This is a genomic window from Luteibacter sp. UNC138MFCol5.1 (assembly GCF_900110505.1).
Lineage (GTDB): Bacteria > Pseudomonadota > Gammaproteobacteria > Xanthomonadales > Rhodanobacteraceae > Luteibacter.
In genome coordinates, this window is sequence record NZ_FODZ01000001.1 from 691985 (window position 1) to 708711 (window position 16727).

At 69.2% G+C, this 16727-nt stretch carries 13 protein-coding genes; 8 read left to right on the forward strand and 5 right to left on the reverse strand.

Features of this window, described 5'->3' with window-relative positions; translation table 11 throughout:
• The first annotated feature begins 62 nt into the window (after positions 1-62).
• The 5 genes from tsaD to BMY69_RS03000 all read left to right on the forward strand — a co-directional run bounded on the left by tsaD (position 63) and on the right by BMY69_RS03000 (position 4292).
• Positions 63-1103, forward strand: a complete 1041-nt coding sequence (gene tsaD, locus BMY69_RS02980; RefSeq protein WP_090175596.1) for a tRNA (adenosine(37)-N6)-threonylcarbamoyltransferase complex transferase subunit TsaD — start codon at positions 63-65, stop codon at positions 1101-1103.
• Positions 1104-1259: 156 nt separating this feature from the next.
• Entirely contained in the window at positions 1260-1619 is a 360-nt protein-coding gene (gene folB / locus BMY69_RS02985) for a dihydroneopterin aldolase (RefSeq protein WP_090056070.1), read from the forward strand.
• A complete protein-coding gene (locus tag BMY69_RS02990) occupies positions 1616-2884 on the forward strand; it encodes a mechanosensitive ion channel family protein (RefSeq protein WP_255364441.1) in 1269 nt (422 codons plus the stop codon). Before folB ends, BMY69_RS02990 begins: the two co-directional genes overlap by 4 nt.
• Position 2885: 1 nt before the next feature.
• Positions 2886-3377 (forward strand): 2-amino-4-hydroxy-6-hydroxymethyldihydropteridine diphosphokinase, encoded by a 492-nt coding sequence (gene folK / locus BMY69_RS02995; RefSeq protein WP_090056073.1) that lies wholly within the window; start codon positions 2886-2888, stop codon positions 3375-3377.
• A 60-nt stretch (positions 3378-3437) separates the two neighbouring features.
• Entirely contained in the window at positions 3438-4292 is an 855-nt protein-coding gene (locus BMY69_RS03000) for a DUF6159 family protein (RefSeq protein WP_090175282.1), read from the forward strand.
• Here the strand turns inward: BMY69_RS03000 and BMY69_RS03005 are convergent, their stop codons facing one another.
• Positions 4293-5030, reverse strand: coding sequence for a pteridine reductase (locus tag BMY69_RS03005; RefSeq protein WP_090175283.1), 738 nt, complete (start codon positions 5028-5030; stop codon positions 4293-4295). It lies immediately after the preceding gene.
• A 141-nt stretch (positions 5031-5171) separates the two neighbouring features.
• On the reverse strand, positions 5172-6110 hold the full coding sequence (locus BMY69_RS19810; protein WP_255364442.1) for a hypothetical protein: 939 nt from the start codon (positions 6108-6110) through the stop codon (positions 5172-5174).
• 1112 nt (positions 6111-7222) lie between these two features.
• Between BMY69_RS19810 and BMY69_RS03015 the strand changes: the two genes are divergently transcribed.
• Both BMY69_RS03015 and BMY69_RS03020 read left to right on the forward strand, forming a co-directional pair.
• Positions 7223-9331, forward strand: coding sequence for a TonB-dependent receptor (locus BMY69_RS03015; RefSeq protein ID WP_090175284.1), 2109 nt, complete (start codon positions 7223-7225; stop codon positions 9329-9331).
• A gap of 59 nt (positions 9332-9390) precedes the next feature.
• Complete coding sequence (locus BMY69_RS03020) at positions 9391-10584, forward strand: class I SAM-dependent methyltransferase (protein WP_090175285.1); 1194 nt, start codon at positions 9391-9393, stop codon at positions 10582-10584.
• On the opposite strand, the gene BMY69_RS03025 is transcribed toward BMY69_RS03020, so the two are convergent.
• From BMY69_RS03025 to BMY69_RS03035, 3 genes are all read right to left on the reverse strand, one after another.
• Positions 10581-11807, reverse strand: a complete 1227-nt coding sequence (locus tag BMY69_RS03025; RefSeq protein WP_090175286.1) for a multifunctional CCA addition/repair protein — start codon at positions 11805-11807, stop codon at positions 10581-10583. The genes BMY69_RS03020 and BMY69_RS03025 overlap by 4 nt on opposite strands.
• Positions 11808-11815: 8 nt before the next feature.
• Entirely contained in the window at positions 11816-12754 is a 939-nt protein-coding gene (locus tag BMY69_RS03030) for a complex I NDUFA9 subunit family protein (protein ID WP_090175287.1), read from the reverse strand.
• A gap of 64 nt (positions 12755-12818) precedes the next feature.
• The gene (locus BMY69_RS03035) at positions 12819-14924 is read right to left on the reverse strand and encodes a transglycosylase SLT domain-containing protein (protein WP_343124088.1); all 2106 of its coding nucleotides are present in this window, start codon (positions 14922-14924) and stop codon (positions 12819-12821) included.
• Positions 14925-15070: 146 nt separating this feature from the next.
• Between BMY69_RS03035 and BMY69_RS03040 the strand changes: the two genes are divergently transcribed.
• Positions 15071-16711, forward strand: coding sequence for a glycoside hydrolase family 17 protein (locus tag BMY69_RS03040; protein WP_090175289.1), 1641 nt, complete (start codon positions 15071-15073; stop codon positions 16709-16711).
• Positions 16712-16727: the final 16 nt, after the last annotated feature.

Sequence of the window (16727 nt, forward strand, 5' to 3'; positions counted from 1 at the left end):
AACTCCACTTGTTTAAACTGACCCGTGAGACCGGGTGAGCCGTGGATTATAACGTGATCGAAATGAAAAATTCAAAGCCCGTGCTAGGGGTGGAAACGTCCTGTGACGAGACGGGCGTCGCGCTGCTGCGCTGGGACCCCGAAAACCCGGGCCGCGGGCTGCTCTCCCATGCCCTTTTCAGCCAGATCGCCCTCCATGCCGAGTACGGCGGCGTCGTGCCGGAACTGGCCAGCCGCGACCACGTCCGCAAGCTGCTCCCGCTGGTCCGCGAGGCCCTTAAGAGCGCCGGGCTCACCCCCGCCGACCTTGGCGGCGTGGCCTACACGGCCGGTCCGGGTCTGGTCGGCGCCCTGCTGGTCGGGGCCTCCGCCGCCCGCGCCATGGCCTGGGCCCTCGGCGTGCCGGCGATCGGCGTCCACCACATGGAAGGACACCTGCTGGCCCCGCTGCTCGAGGACGATCCCCCGGAACCGCCGTTTGTGGCGCTCCTGGTCAGCGGCGGTCATTCGATGCTGGTCGAGGTCAAGGCCATCGGCGAATACCGGATCCTCGGCGACACCCTGGATGACGCCGCGGGCGAGGCGTTCGACAAGACGGCCAAGCTCATGGGCCTGCCATACCCGGGCGGTCCCGCGCTGGCGAAGCTGGCGGAGCAGGGCACGCTGGGCAAGTTTCGCTTCTCCCGGCCCATGGTCGATCGCCCGGGGCTGGATTTCAGCTTCTCGGGCCTGAAGACCCAGGTGCTGCTGGCCTGGCAGGCGTCGGACAAGAGCGAGCAGACCCGGGCCGACATCGCGCGCGGCTTCGAGGAGGCCATCGTCGATACGCTGGCCATCAAGTGCCGCCGGGCGCTGGAGGCCACGGGCGCGAAGCGCCTCGTGATCGCCGGTGGCGTGGGTGCGAACAAGCGGCTGCGCGAGCAGCTGGCGCAGGCCGGGCAGGCGGACGGGTTCCGCGTGTACTTCCCGCGTCTCGCGTTCTGCACCGACAACGGCGCGATGATCGCGCTCGCCGGCGCCATCCGCCTCGCGTCGGGTCAGCATCAGGACGAAACCATCCAGGTTCATCCGCGCTGGAATCTCGAGAGCCTGCCGGCAGCGTGACCGCGCCGGGGCCGCGGCCCTGCGGCTCCTCGCGAAAAGCGGTCGCGCCCGGGTGCGCTCCCACGACATTCGGGGTGCTGTGGGAGCGGCCAAGGCCGACTTGCGAAATCGCCGCACCTCGCCGACCCTGTACGACCCCCTCCACGCCCTGATTCCATGGACATCGTCTTCATCGAGGACCTGCGCATCGACGCGGTCATCGGCATCTACGACTGGGAGCGCCGGATCCGGCAGACGCTGTCGTTCGATCTCGAGATGGCCTTCGACAACCGTCGTCCGGCCGCGAGCGACGACATCGAGCACACGCTGAACTACAAGGCGGTGTCGAAGCGGCTGCAGGCGTACGTGGAATCGACGAGCTTCGGCCTCGTCGAGACGCTCGCCGAGCGCTGCGCGGAGATCGTCCGCGAGGAGTTCGGCGTGAGCTGGGTGCGCCTGAAGCTTTCCAAGCCCGGCGCCGTGCGCGGCGCGCGCGCGGTGGGCGTGCGGATCGAGCGCGGCACGCGTCCGGCATGATCGATCTCGGCGCCATGCTGGGCATGCTCGAAGAGACGATCGCGTCGCCGGAACTGCGCCGCGTGGTCCTCGTGGGCGGCCTGTTCGTCGCGGCGTGGCTCGTGGGTCTGCTCGGCCGGTTGTTCCTGCATCGCGTCGTGCGCGCCGCGACCCGGCACACGGCCTGGCGCTGGGACGACGCCCTCTACGAGTTCGGCGCGTTCCGCTGGATGGCGCGCATGCTGCCGGCCATCGTCGTCTACTACGGCATCGGGGTCCTCCTGCATCGCGACGACGACGGCATCGCCACCTTCGTGCGCAACCTCGCCGTCTGCTGGATCATCGTGTGCGTGATCGCGGCGATGGGCCGCGCGCTGCTGGCGTTCGAATCGCTGTACAGCGCGACGCCGGCCGGAAAACGCTCGATCAAGGGCGTGGTGCAGCTGCTCCAGCTGGCGCTGTGGATCGTCGCGCTGGTGCTCGTGATCACCAAGCTCACGCACCAGAGCATCGGCCTGCTGCTTTCCGGCATCGGCGCGATGTCGGCCGTTCTCCTGCTCGTGTTCAAGGACACCATCCTCGGCTTCGTCGCCGGCATCCAGCTGAGCACGAACGACATGCTGCGCGTGGGAGACTGGATCACGATGGCCTCGGCGGGCGTCGACGGCGACGTCATCGACATCACGCTGCATACGGTGAAGGTGCGCAATTTCGATCGCACCATCGTCACCGTGCCCACCTGGAAACTGATCTCCGAATCGTTCCAGAACTGGCGTGGCATGTCCGAGTCGGGCGGCCGGCGCATCAAGCGCGAGCTCTACATCGACGCCGCCTGCATCCGTTTCCTCGAAGACGACGAGATCGAGGCCTTCGGCAACGTGCACCTGCTCAAGGCCTATCTCGCACGCAAGCGCGACGACATCCGTCGCTGGAACGAGGCGCTCGGCGAGGCGGGCAAACTGCCCGTCAATCGTCGGCGGCAGACGAACATCGGCGCGTTTCGTGCCTATGCCGAGGCGTACCTCGCCGCGCACCCCGATGTGCACGACGCGATGACCCGCATGGTGCGCATGCGCGACCCGGGCCCCCAGGGCGTGCCGCTGGAGATCTACTGCTTCACCAACACCGTCGTGTGGCTCGATTACGAGCGTATCCAGGCCGACATCTTCGATCACCTCATCGCGATCCTGCCGGCTTTCGGGCTGCGACCGTTCCAGCAGCCGTCGGGCGGCGACGTCCGCGACGGCGTCGGCGCGCTGCGACAGTCGATCGCGGAGGTGGCCTGACATGGGTCGCGCCTGGCTCAGCCTCGGTTCCAACGTCGATGCCGAGCACTGGCTGGCCGTGGCGGTCGCGGAGCTGCGCGAGCGGTTCGGCGCGCTCGACGTGTCCCCGGTCTACCGGAGCAAGGCGGTGGGCTTCGACGGCCCGGATTTCCTGAACCTCGCGGTCGGCCTCGACAGCGACCTCGGTCCGGAAGACCTCAACGACTGGCTGCACGCGCTGGAAGACCGCCACGGCCGCGTCCGCGGCGGCGACCGTTACGCCAGCCGCACGCTGGACGTCGACATCGTGCTGTACGACGACCTCGTGCTCAGCGGGGAAGGGCACCTCGAACTGCCCCGCGGCGAGCTCCGCCACGCGTTCGTCCTCAAGCCGATGGCCGACATCGCGCCGGACGTCCGCCACCCCGTCGACGGGCGCAGCATGGCCGAGCTGTGGGCGGCTTTTCCCTGGGAAAGCGAGCCGCTCTCGCCGGTGGCCAACTTCTTCCCCTAGCGACGCCCCCACCAAGATGCTACAACGCGCTCCACATCGGACCGCCAGGGGAGCAGGGGAATGGGTAAGTTCGCACGCAGTTGGGCGCTCATGAAAGCCAGCGCCAACATCCTTCGCCAGGACAAGGAGCTCATGCTCTTCCCGCTGCTCGCGGGCGTGGCGTCGCTCATCGTCATCGCGAGCTTCGCATGGCCGATCTTCTCGCTGGCCTCGCACGGCCAGGCGGGGTTCGAGGGGCAGCGGCAGAGTCCTTCCACGCTGTTCCTCCTTGTCAGCTTCGCGTTCTATGTCGTGCAGTACGGCGTCGTGATCTTCTTCAACGTCGCCCTCGCCGCGGCGGCGCTGATCCGTCTCGGCGGCGGCAACCCCACGCTGGGCGACGGCATGCGCGCCGCCACGAGCAAGCTGCCGAACATCATCGGTTACGCGCTGATCGCGGCGACGGTCGGCATGATCCTGCGCGCGTTGCAGGAACGTTTCGGCCTCATCGGCCGCATCGTCGTCGGCATGCTGGGCTTCGGCTGGACGGTCGCGACCTTCCTCGTGGTTCCGGTGCTCGCGGCGCAGGACATCGGCCCGGTCGACGCGGTGAAGCGCAGCGCCTCGCTGCTCAAGCGCACGTGGGGTGAGAACCTCATCGGCAACGCGGGCATCGGCCTCGCCGGCGGCATCCTCACCTTCTGCCTGATCTTCGTCAGCGCGATCCTGTTCTTCCTCGCCGCGAGCACGCAGTCGTTCGCACTGATGATCGCCGTGGGCGTCGCCGCCGTGATCGGCCTCGTCGCGCTCAGCCTGTTCCAGACGGCGATGCACGGCGTGTATTCCGCCGCGCTCTATCGCTACACGGAAGAAGGCGATCCGGGCCAGGGCTTCGACGTCGCGCTGATCGAATCGGCGTTCCGCCCGAAGAACTGATCAGATGTTCAGGGCGCGTCCGCCGTCGACGCGGATGACCTGACCCGTCGTGTAGTGCGCGTCGAGCAGCAGCCAGCGCACGGCTTCCGCGACATCCGCTGGCTCGCCCTTGCGAGCCAGCGGCGTTTTGGCGATGAGCGCTTCGGCCGCTTCTTCCGGTTTGCCTGAGGCAGGCCAGAGGATCGCGCCGGGTGCGACGGCGTTCACGCGGACCTCGGGCGCGAGATCCTTCGCCAGCGAGAGCGTGAGCATTCCCAGCGCGGCTTTCGCCATCGAGTAGATGGGGTGTTGCGCGAGAGGGCGCTCGGCGTAGATGTCGACGATGTTGACGATGCTTCCGCCGCTGGCGCGTAGTGCCGGGGCAGCCGCCTGCGAGAGGAAGAACGGTGCGCGCGCGTTCGCGGCGAAGAGATCGTCCCACTGCGCCGGCGTCGCGCTGCCGATGGGCGTGGGATAGAACGACGATGCATTGTTGACGAGGCCATCGAGGCGGCCGAATCGCGCCGTCACGTCGGCGACGAGCCGGGCCGGGACGTCCGCCTCGCCCAGGGCGCCGGCGAACGTCGCGGCGCTGCCCGCGCGAATGCCGTCGAGCTCGTCCGCGAGCGCGCGCGCCTCGTCGGCCGAGCGGTGATAGTGGATGGCGACGTCGCAGCCTGCTTCATGCAGGCGACGCACGATGACCGCACCGACACGGCGCGCGGCGCCGGTGACGAGAACGACCGGTGGTTTGCTCATCGTGACATCCCTCGCTTTCCGTGGCGCGGGTAGCGTGCCGCAATCGCCTGGCCGTGGGAAGCGCGCTGTCGCGGAAGACCCCGTTGGAGCGCACCTGGGCGCGATGGGCGCTCGCGCCAGGCAGCGCCTTCGCGGCGGTTTCTAGCGGGTCGCCGACTTCGAACGGGACGCGGTCTTCTTCGGAGCTTTCGCCGTGTTCGCCGCCGCGACCTTCTTCGTCGTCGCGCGCTTGCGCACGGCCGCCTTTTTCACCGCCTTTCCGGCAGGAGCCTTCGTTGTCCGCTGCGAGGCGGCCTTGGCAGCCGACCCGTCGATCGAGGCCTTCGAACGCGATCGCACGCGCGTCTTCGTCGGGGGTGCCGAGCCGCGTGCGGCGCGTGCTCCACCGGTTTCCTTCGTATCCTCTGCGCCGGCGAGATCGGTGGTGCTCTCGTCCCGATGATCCACGGTCGCCACCTTGCGCTTCGTCGCCTTGCCGCCCGGCGGCTCGTCGTCGATGTGCACCTCCCCGCTGAAAAGATCGATGGCCGTTTTCGCGACCTGGCCGGTGTCGTAGTACGCGTACGCGCCGACACCCAGCGCACCGACGATCGGCAGCCAGCGGGAGATGCCCTTGCCGACGGCGCGTTTCGAGACGCTGACGCCGATGCGACTCGCCACGCGCTGGAGAACGCTCGTGGCGGCGGTGCGGAACACGAGTCGATCGCCGACGCGAATCGCGACATCGCGAAACGCCTGCGCGGCGGTATGGCGGAACAGGCACCAGAGCATCTGCTCGCGGCCGAGCTTCGCCGTCTTGCCGTAGGCGGCCGCGATGTCGCTGACGAGCTGGCCCTGGATGCGCCAGATCGCGACCAGCTCGGGCAGCACGGTCAACCAGCCGAGCGGCCCGGGCGGCAACGCCAGCGAGCCGGCGGTAAGGGCCGCCTTGTTCGCGGCCGCGCTCGCCAGCCGGCGGCATTCTTCTTCCGCCGTGCCCTTGCTGGCGCGGGGGACCTCGCTGTCGGGGATGCGGCTGACGAATTCGAGGATGGCCCGGGCGACGGGGCTGTCACCCCGGTCGGCGCCCGAGGCGGGCACGATTTCTTTCGATGTCGATGAAGGCTCACGGCTCGCCATCGTCGTCTCCACGTATGCGATGGCGCATCGTCGCGTCGGCGGCGTAAACGAACCGTGTCTGCAGGAGCGGCCGTGGCCGCGACAGCTTTTCGCCGTGGCCCCCAAGCTGGCGCGCCAGCAGGTCCCACAGACAGGGCCTCCGGCCGTTGTGGGAGCGGACCTGGCCGCGACGGCTCTTCGCCCCGGTCACTAAGGTGGCGCGCCAGCTCCAGGGCACGGCCTCAAAAGATGTCGCGCCCAGGTGCGCTCCCACAGGTGCGGGCTCCGAAGCCGTTGTAGGAGCGGACCTGGCCGCGACAGCTCTTCGCCCCGGTCCCCAAGATGGCGCGCCAGCTCCAGGGCGCGGCCTCAAAAGATGTCGCGCCCAGGTGCGCTCCCACAGGTGGAGGCGCCGAAGCCGTTGTAGGAGCGGACCTGGCCGCGACAGCTTTTCGCCCCGGTCCCCAAGGTGGCGCGCCAGCGCCGGGTCACGGCCTCAAAGATGTCCCACAGGTGCGGGCTCCGAGGCCGTTGTGGGAGCGGACCTGGCCGCGACGGCTCTTCGCCCCGGTCCCCAAGGTGGCGCGCCAGCTCCAGGGCACGGCCTCAGAAGATGTCGCGCCCAGGTGCGCTCCCACAGGTGCGGGCTCCGAAGCCGTTGTGGGAGCGGACCTGGCCGCGACAGCTCTTCGCTGCGGTCCCCAAGGTGGCGCGCCAGCTTCAGGGCACGGCCTCAGAAGATGTCGCGCCCAGGTGCGCTCCCACAGGTGCGGGCTCCGAAGCCGTTGTAGGAGCGGACCTGGCCGCGACAGCTTTTCGCCCCGGTCCCCAAGGTGGCGCGGCAGCGCGGGGTTACGGCCTCAAAGATGTCCCACAGGTGCGGGCTCCGAGGCCTTTGTGGGAGCGGACCTGGCCGCGACGGCTCTTCGCCCCGGTCCCCAAGGTGGCGCGCCAGCTTCAGGGCACCGCCTCAGGAGCTGTCGCGGCCAGATCCGCTCCCACAAAGGCGGTTGTCGTCATCCGAGGAAAGTGACCGGAAAGGTCCGGGGTACACACTGTGTTGAAACAATATAACGTTCCCCGGACACGCCCCCATGACGCCTGCACGCCTCGCTTTCAGCATCGCCCTCGCCCTGTCCGCCGTCCCCGCCTTCGCGGACGACGCGGCGCCTCAGAAAGCCACCACGCTCGGCGAGGTGGACGTGTCTGCCCGCCTCGACGAGGCCCGAAACAGCCTCTCGCCCGATACCGGCAGCAGTCAGTACGTGATCGATCGGCAGACCATCCAGGCCCTGCCGCTGGGCGATTCGACGCCACTGAACCAGGTGCTGCTGCAGGCGCCGGGCGTCGTGCAGGATTCGTACGGGCAGCTGCATGTCCGTGGCGACCACGCCAACCTCCAGTACCGGGTGGATGGCGTGATCATCCCCGAAAGCATCGGCGGCTTCGGGCAGACGCTCGACGCCCGCACCATCCAGAGCGTGAAGCTGCTCACCGGTGCGTTGCCCGCCCAGTACGGCGACCGCACCGCCGCGGTGGTCGACATCACGACGCGCACGGCGGCGAAGGATGGCATCGGTGGCAGCGTCGGCATCACGGGCGGCCAGTTCGGCACCGTCAACCCGAACGCCTCGCTGTTCGGGCGCAGCGGCCGGTGGAGCTGGTTCCTCACCGCCAACTACCTCGAGAACGATGTCGGTATCGAGAATCCCACCTCCAGCCGGAAGCCGGTCCACGACCACACGAACCAGGTGAAGGCCTTCGGCGACGTGTCGTACCTGATCGACAACGACACGCGCCTGAGCTTCCTCTTCGGCGCCACCAACAACCGTTTCGAGATTCCGAACAACCCCGGCCAGACGCCGCAGTTCGGTTACCTCGACGTGACCAACTTCGACTCGGCGCGGCTCGACGAGCGCCAGCGCGAGACGACGCGGTTCGGCGTGCTCAGCCTGCAGGGCAAGCTCGGCACGACGGCTTACCAGATCTCCGCCGGCCAGCGTTACAGCGGCCTCGATTTCACGCCCGACGACATCGGCGACCTCATGTTCAACGGCGTCGCGTCCGACGTGCGTCGCGCCAACCGCGCGAGCACGCTGCAGGCCGACTTCTCCACGCCACTCGGAGACGATCACACGCTGCGCTACGGCATGTACGCGTCGTTCGAGCGCGCCACCTCCACGAACGACGCGCTCGTGTTTCCCGCGGACGCCGCCGGTAACCAGACCTCCACGACACCGCTGAACATCGTGGATGCAAGCCGCGTCATCGCCCGTACCTACGCCCTGTACCTGCAGGACGAATGGAGCATCGGCGAGAAGTGGACGGTGAACTACGGCGTGCGCGCCGACCGCTACGACGCGTTCCGCCCCGAGAGCCAGCTCAGCCCGCGCGTGGGCCTCGTCTACCAGCCGACCGACAGCACGACGATCCACGCGGGGTATTCGCGTTACTTCACGCCGCCCGCCTCGGAGTCGATCAGCCCGACGTCGATCGCGAAGTTCGCGGGAACGACCAACGCCCTGCCGGGCGACGGCAACGACACGCCGCTCGCCGAGCGCTCGAGCTACTACGACGTCGGCATCTCGCAGAAGTTCGGCGACGCCTGGACGGTCGGCCTCGACAGCTACTACCGGCGCGTGTCGCGCCTGCAGGACGAAGGCCAGTTTGGCGCGGCGCTGGTGTATTCGACGTTCAACTACGACCAGGGCAAGGTCAAGGGCGACGAACTGACCGTGAACTACGACGGCGGTGCGCTCACCGCGTACTTCAACTTCGCGTACAACCGCGCCGTGGGCAAGCGCATCATCACCGGCCAGTACAACTTCGACCCGGACGACCTCGCCTACATCGCCGACCACTTCATCCATCTCGACCACGACCAGAAATACACCTCGTCGGGCGGCATCAGCTATGCGTTCGCGGACACCACGCGCATCGGCGCCGATTACCTGTTCGGCTCCGGCCTGCGACGCGACGGCATCGTTCCGAACGGCGCGACGCTGCCGTCGTACTTCCAGCTGAACCTCAGCGTCGCGCACGACTTCAACCTCACGTCGGCGGGCACGACCCATGCGCAGCTGGCGCTGGTGAACGCACTGGATCGCACGTACGAGATCCGCGACGGTTCGGGCATCGGCGTCGGCGCGCCGCAATTCGGTCCGCGCCGCGGCGTCTTCCTGTCGATCCAGCAGGATTTCTGAGGTGTCCGGGGCGGCCCCATCCGCTATCCTGTCGGTTCGCTTCACGAACTGCCCGACGCATGACTTCCAGACTGCCCGAACCCGGCGCCGACGAGCGCGCGCACTCCGATCACCTTGCCGATCTCCTGCGTGAGGAGATCGCCTCGCACGGGCCCATGCCGTTCTCGCGGTTCATGGAGCGCTGCCTGTACACGCCGGGCCTGGGCTACTACAGCGCGGGCAAGGCGAAGTTCGGCGAAGAGGGCGATTTCATCACCGCGCCCGAACTTGGCAGCCTGTTCGCTCGGTGCGTCGTCCGGGCGTTCGTGCCGGTCCTGGCGTCGCTGGGGCCCCAGGCCGATTTCATGGAGATCGGCGGCGGCAGCGGCGCGTTCGCCGAAGCCGCCCTGCTGGCGCTGGACGCCGCCGGCCAGGTGCCTCGCCGTTTCATGATCCTCGAGCCGAGCGCCGATCTGCGCGAGCGCCAGCGCGAGCGCCTGCATGCCAATCTTCCCGCCGCGCTCTTCGCACGCGCGGTCTGGCTCGATGGCCCGCCGGAAGAGGACTGGGACGGCATGCTCTTCGCGAACGAGGTGATCGACGCGCTGCCGACCACCCGCTTCGCGATGCGCGACGGCGAGGTCTACGAGGAGCACGTCGTGCTCGACGGCGACCGCCGCTTCGTGCGCAGCGACCGCCCCGCCGACGCGCTCGTGGGTGGCGCCGTGCGTCACGTCGAACGCGACCTCGGTCGCGATTTCGCGACCGGCTACCGCAGCGAGATCCTTCCGCAGCTTCCGTACTGGATCCAGGCGGTCGCCGGCAGCCTGCGCAGCGGCGCGATGCTTTTCGCCGACTACGGATACACCCGAGGCGAGTTCTACCTGCCCGAACGCGACGACGGCACATTGCGCGCGTTCTATCGCCATCGCGCGCATGGCGACGCGTTCCATCTGCCCGGCCTGCAGGACCTCACGGCCTCGGTCGATTTCACCGCGCTCGCGGAGGCCGGCAACAGCGCCGGCTTCGGTGTCGCCGCGTACATGCCGCAGGCGCAGTTCCTCATCGCCAGCGGGTTGCAGGAACTCTTCGAGGACGATTACCTCGCGCTCACCGACGAGGCGGCGCGGTATCGCCTGTCGCAGGAAGTGAAGAAGCTCACGCTGCCCGACCAGATGGGCGAGCGCTTCCAGGTGATGCTGTTCGCCAAGGGTATCGACGCCGCGGCGCTGCCGGAGGGCGTGATGGCGGCGGACCAGGGATCGCGGCTCTAGGCCGACTTCACGACGGCGGCGATGGCCTGCGCCTGCGCCTTCTTCATCGCCTCGCCGATCGCGGGACCCTGCAGACCTTTCTCCACGAATGGCTGCGACGTGACCGCGGCGGCCGCGTCGCGGCACGCGCGCAGGTAATCCGCCTGCGGATACGCGGCATCTTCGCTGCCGAGGCGGCCTCGCTTGTCGGCCTCGCACGCGAGCAGGAACGTCTCGAGGCGCTGCGGACGGCGTAGCGCGCCAAGCGCTTCCAGCAGGCGCAGGATCGTCGTCGGCTTCAGCTCCAGCGCCATGTGCGCGTTGAGGTGGTGTCTGCACACCATCTCCGCCATGAACGCGTACTCGACCGGCACCCTCAGCCGCGCCGACATCGCGCGAACCGGCTCGATGCCGCGCTGCTCGTGCATGATGTGGCGTGGCAGGACATCCGCCGGCGTCAGCGCCTTGCCGAGATCGTGCGTGAGCGCGCACCAGCCGACCAGCGCGTCGCCCGGGGCGAGCCTCGCCGCGGCGTCGAGCACCATCTCCACGTGCACGCCGGTGTCGACCTCGGGATGGTATTCCGGCCGTTGCGGCACGCCGTAGAGCGCGTCGACTTCCGGAAACAGCACGCGCAGCGCGCCGCTTTCGCGAAGCACGCGCAGGAATGCAGACGGCATCGGTTCCGCGAGGGCCTTGCGGGTTTCCGCCCAGACGCGCTCGGGCACGAGATGGTCGACCTCGCCGTCCTCCACCATGCGCCGCATCAGCGCCATCGTTTCCTCGGCCACGCGGAAGCCCAATGGCGCGTAGCGCGCGGCGAAGCGCGCCACGCGAAGCAGGCGTACCGGATCTTCGGCGAAGGCATCGGAGACGTGCCGCAGGACACGAGCCTCGATGTCGCCCACGCCCCCGAAGGGATCGACCAGCGTGCCGTCGTCGCGCTCCGCCATCGCATTGATGGTGAGGTCGCGCCGCTCGAGGTCCTGTTCGACCGTGACGGACGGATCGGCATGGAACGCGAAGCCGTGATAACCGCGGCCGGTCTTGCGCTCCGTACGCGCCAGCGCGTATTCCTCCTTCGTGTCGCCGTGGAGGAACACTGGAAAATCCTTGCCGACGGCGCGGTAGCCCGCGGCGAGCATCTCGTCCGGCGTGGCCCCGACCACGACCCAGTCGCGATCGACGACGGTGCGTCCGAGCAGTTTGTCGCGGACGGCGCCGCCGACGAGGTAGATGTCCATGGGTCCGTTCAGTGACGGTGGCGACCGCGTGCCTCGTCGAGGCGACGCTGGCGCGCGGACGGCCCGAGCAGGCGGGGCAGCCATGCGCTCAGGCGTTGCGGGTGGATGCCGAGTTGCGCGAAACCGTCGGTGTGGCCGACCGAATCCGTGAGCAACGAGCGGAAATTGTCGGGCGTGAACGGCTTGCCCGGCGCGAACTGCGCGAGCTGCGCCTGCAGCCGTCCGAGCGCGTCCGGCAGTGGCAGCACCAGGCGCCGCCGTCCGCGTGCGTCGCGAATGGCCCTGACGAGGTCGAGCAGCGTCCACACTTCGGGACCGTAGAGTTCGTAGGTGCGCAGCACCGAGGCATCGTCGGCGACGCAGCGCGCCACGGCCTCGGCGACGTCTCCCGCGTACGCGGGCGCCATCTTCGCTTCCGGTCGTGGCAGCGGCACCACCGGCTCGATGCGCAGGAGGCCGTCGAAACGTGTGACGAGGCCATCGCCGGGGCCGAACAGCGTGCTGGGTTCGTAGATCGTCCAGTCGAGCGTGGAGGCCTTCACCAGCGCTTCCGCTTCGCCGCGCGAGCGCAGGTACCCGGACGACCCGCGTCCCGCGTTGAGCGAGCTCATCATGTGCAGGCGATGCACGCCCACGTCGCGGCACGCGTCGACCACCAGGCGCATCAGGCCGACGTGCACGCGTTCGAACGTCTGGCGTCCGCTTTCGTTGAGGATGCCCACCATCTGGATCACGGCGTCCGCGCCCGCGATGTGCCGGCGCAGGACGGCCGGGTCGTAGACATCGGCGCTGACCACGGTGACGCCGCGGCCCACCGCGCGTTGGCGATGGGCTTCGCGGTTGCGGGACAGCAGGAGCAGTTCATGCCCGTCGGCGGCCAGTCGCGGCACGACATGGCCGCCCAGGAACCCGGTACCACCGAGGATGACGATGCGCTGGCGTTTCATGGAGAGCTCCCGGAAGGCGACGACCCGGGCAGCGTAGGCCGCTGGCGTGCCGCCGCCAACCGGTTCACTGCTGCGGATCCTGTGGGGTCGGCGCCGACGTGGCGCTGGCGGGCGCGGGCTCCATGGCGGCGGGCGTCGACGCCGGCGCCGGCGTGGCGACCGCCGGCGCGGGACAGCTCACCGGCTTGCGCACCGCGCCGCTGGTCGGCAGCGTGTACGTGCTGCCGAACGGGGTCATGCGCGTGGCGATCGGCAGGGCATTGCCATTGAGGCGCCAGTCGTAGATCACGGCGAAGGCCATCACGCGCGCCACGTACTCGCGCGTCTCCTTATAGGGAATGCTGACCACGAAGAGGTCGGGCTCGAGGTTCCCGCGCGCCGCGACCCACTGGTCGACCTTGTTCGGGCCCGCGTTGTACGCCGCGCTGGCGAGCCACGGCGCACCGTTGAAGCGGGCGGCCATCTGCGCGAGGTAGCGCGTGCCGAGCACGATGTTGGTGGTGGGCTCGTAGAGGCTTTCGCCTCCGGCCCACGAGAGGCCGTTGCGTTGTGCGACGAGCGCGGCCGTCGACGGCAGCAGCTGCATGAGGCCGCGCGCGTCCGCGCCGGAGCGCGCGTCGCTCATCCATGCGCTTTCCGCGCGAATGATCGCGTAGGCCCACGGCGCTTCGATGCCCGCCTGGCTCGACTGCTCCACGACGCCGTCCTGCCGCGCGAGCGGGAAGCGCTGCTCGTACAGCCGCAGCGCGTCGCCCGACGAGAGCCCGAAGACCGCGCGGTCGTACCAGCCCTTGCGGAAGGCGAGATCGGCGGCCAGGCGCTGCGTGTCGGCGTCGCGACCGGCCAGCGCGGCGGTCCATTCGCGCCGTGCCAGCTTCTGCAGCCCCACGGCATAGAGTTCGAAGGCCCGATCCAGCCCGGGATCGCCGAGCAGCGCGGCCTCGCGGGTTTCGTCCGTCGCCATGCGGGCGGGGCAGATCGCATACGCGGCATCCACGCGGTCGGCGGCGAGGAACCCGAAATAGGTCGCCTCCTGCGCGACGGACTGGTAGATCGCCTTCGCTTCGCCCTGGCGACCGAGCTTCGCCAGCACGAACGCACGGAAATAACGCCACTCGCCATCGTCCTTCTGCGACGCGCCAAGCGCGTCGAGCGCGCTAAGCGCCGCGGGCCAGTCCTGGCGTGCGAGCGCGACGCGGACGCGCCATTCGCGTGTGGCATCGGTCTGCGCGCCGGCGGGCAGCGCGGCCAGCCGGTCGAGCGCGGAGGCGTCGAAGTCGGTGGCATGGAACAGCGCGAGCGCATTCTCGATCGCGCCGGTCTGCTGCTCGCTCAGGGTGAAACGCGGGCGCAGCGTCGTCCAGGCGGTATCGGCCGCGGTCGACTGCTTGCGCGCCATGCGCTGCAGCGCGAGGGTGACCGCCTGTCGATGGCGTGGCGTGTCCGGCCAGTTCGCCGCGCCGGACAGCGCGGTGGCGGGATCGTTGAGCGCCTGGGCGATGCGTTGGGCTGCGATCGCGTCCTCGGGCGGCAGCCACGGCGCGAGCGACGCGACGGTGCCGCCCTTGCCCGCGTCGGCCGCGATCTGGATCCGGGACCAGAGGCGCTCCGGCGTCAGCAAGCCCTGGTCGTGCGCCGCCGCGATGACGGGATCGCAGGCGTTCGGCAGGCTCGCCTTCTTCCACAGGTCGGCGAGGTCGCGCTCGAAGACCAGGGGCTCGCCGCGCGACAGGCGCGCCTGCAATGCGAAACAACTCAGGCTGTCGCCGAGGCCGGGCTGGTACATGGCGGTAAACGTCGCCCAGTCCTTGCGTCGCGCCAGTTCGCCCAGGAAGTCGCGGCGGAGGTCGGCGGCGGGAATCATCCCCGGATAGCGCGACAGATAGGCGTCGACGCGCGCACGGTCGAGCGTGCGCAGGTCGTGGCTCAGCGCCGCCGCCTCCAGATAGGGGAACAGCACGTAGTTCTCGAGTCCGGCCGCCTGCGCGCGCCATGCGTCGCCACCCTGCTGCGCGCTGGCATAGGCCTGGCGGAAACGGAGGCGCTCGGCCGCCGAGCCTTCGGCCTGCGCGGCGACCACCGTGCCGACGCCCATGGCGACGAGCGCGAGGTGGGCCAGGATGCGCAAGGGGCGGGCGGCACGGCGCGCGGCCGAGGCGTTCGTCATCATCGGGTTCCTTCACGAGTGCATACCGACCGGATTGTAAGGTAACCGTGCGCGCAGGCCGGATGAACGGACGCGATGGCGAACATCGCCCTTATCCACGCGGCCCGCTAAGCTTGTACCGTTCACCCCTGGACACGACTCGGAACGGCATGTCGCCCCCATCCTCCCTCGCGCGGCTTGCGCGACCGCTCGCATGGATCGTCCTCGTCATCGCCGCCGTGTTCGGCGTGGCGTACTGGTGGCTGCTGGGTCGCCCCGTCGATCTGCCGGATTCGCCCACGGCGAAGATCGCCTGCGTCTCCTATGCGCCCTATCGCCTCGACGGCGAGACCCCCTTCGATCCGAATGCCTTCATCTCACCCGAACGCATCGACGCCGACCTGAAGGCGCTGTCGACGCGATTCGATTGCGTCCGCACGTATTCGATGGGACAGGGCCTGGGCGCGGTGCCCGACATCGCCGGTCGCTACGGCATGAAGGTGCTGATGGGCATCTGGCTCGGGCGCGACACGATCGCCAACGAGCGCGAGATCAAGCTCGGCCTCGAGGCGGCGAAGCGCGACCACGCGAGCCTGCGCGGCATCGTCGTGGGCAACGAGGTGCTGCTGCGTGGCGAGCTTTCGGAGAAGGCGCTGGCGGCGTACATCGAGCGCGTCAACGCGGCCACCGACGTTCCGGTGACCTATGCCGACGTCTGGGAGTTCTGGCAGAAACATCCCGGTCTGGCCAAAGCGGTCGACTACGTGACGATCCACATCCTGCCCTACTGGGAGGACGAACCCGTCGCGCCGGAGAAGGCCGTGCGCCACGTGGCGGACGTCTACCAGCGCATGAAGGCGGAATTCGCCGGACGCCAGGTCATGATCGGCGAGACGGGTTGGCCGAGTCAGGGGCGCACGCGGCGCGAGGCGAGCGCCAGCCTCGTCAACGAGGCGCGCTACGTGCGCGAGTTCCTCAACTACGCCGCGACCGTCGACATGCCGTACAACGTCATCGAGGCGTTCGACCAGCCGTGGAAGCGCGATCTCGAAGGCACGGTCGGCGGCTTCTGGGGCATCTTCGACGTCCATGCCGAGCCGAAGTTCGCGATGGTGGGACCCGTGGTGGAGGAGCCGCGCTGGACGTGGGCCATCGCCGCGGGTGGTCTCGGCGCGCTGGTTTTCATCGTCGGCGGCGCGGTGCGCCGGCGTTGGCGGGGCGCGGCGGGCTGGAGCGCGCTCGCGCTCGCCGGCTTCGCTTCGGGCACGGCGCTCGCGGCGCATGCGCGCCTGCTCCTGTTCGCCTGCCGCGACACGACCGAATGGATCGTCGGCGCCGTCATCGGCGTGGCCGGTGGCGTCACCGCCTTCCTGCTGGCACGGGCCATCGCCGCACGCCTCGCCGCGCCGGTGAGCCCGGCGGCCGTCGCGCCGCGTCCCGCCGAGCGTCGTCGCTGGGGCATCCAGTGGGCGGACACGTTCACGCCGCAGCGCTTCTTCTGGATGTTCGTGCTGACGCTGTACGGCGTCCTGATGGTGTTCAACGGTCGCTACCGCGACTTCCCCGTCGGTCTGTTCGCGCTGCCCTGCGTGGGCTTCTTCGTGCTGGCGCTACTGCGCACGCGCGACGCGATCGCGAAGCCGCTGGTCGAAGAACGCCTGCTCGCGGTCTGGCTCGTGATCCTCGGTGCCGCTGTCGTGGTGCAGGAGCGGGGCATCAACGTCGTGTCGTGGGGCTGGCTGCTGCTCAACCTGCTGCTCGCCGTGCCGGTGCTGGTCGAGTGGCGCCGGGCGGCCGCCCGGGCGCCGTAGCAACCCGGCGGAGTGT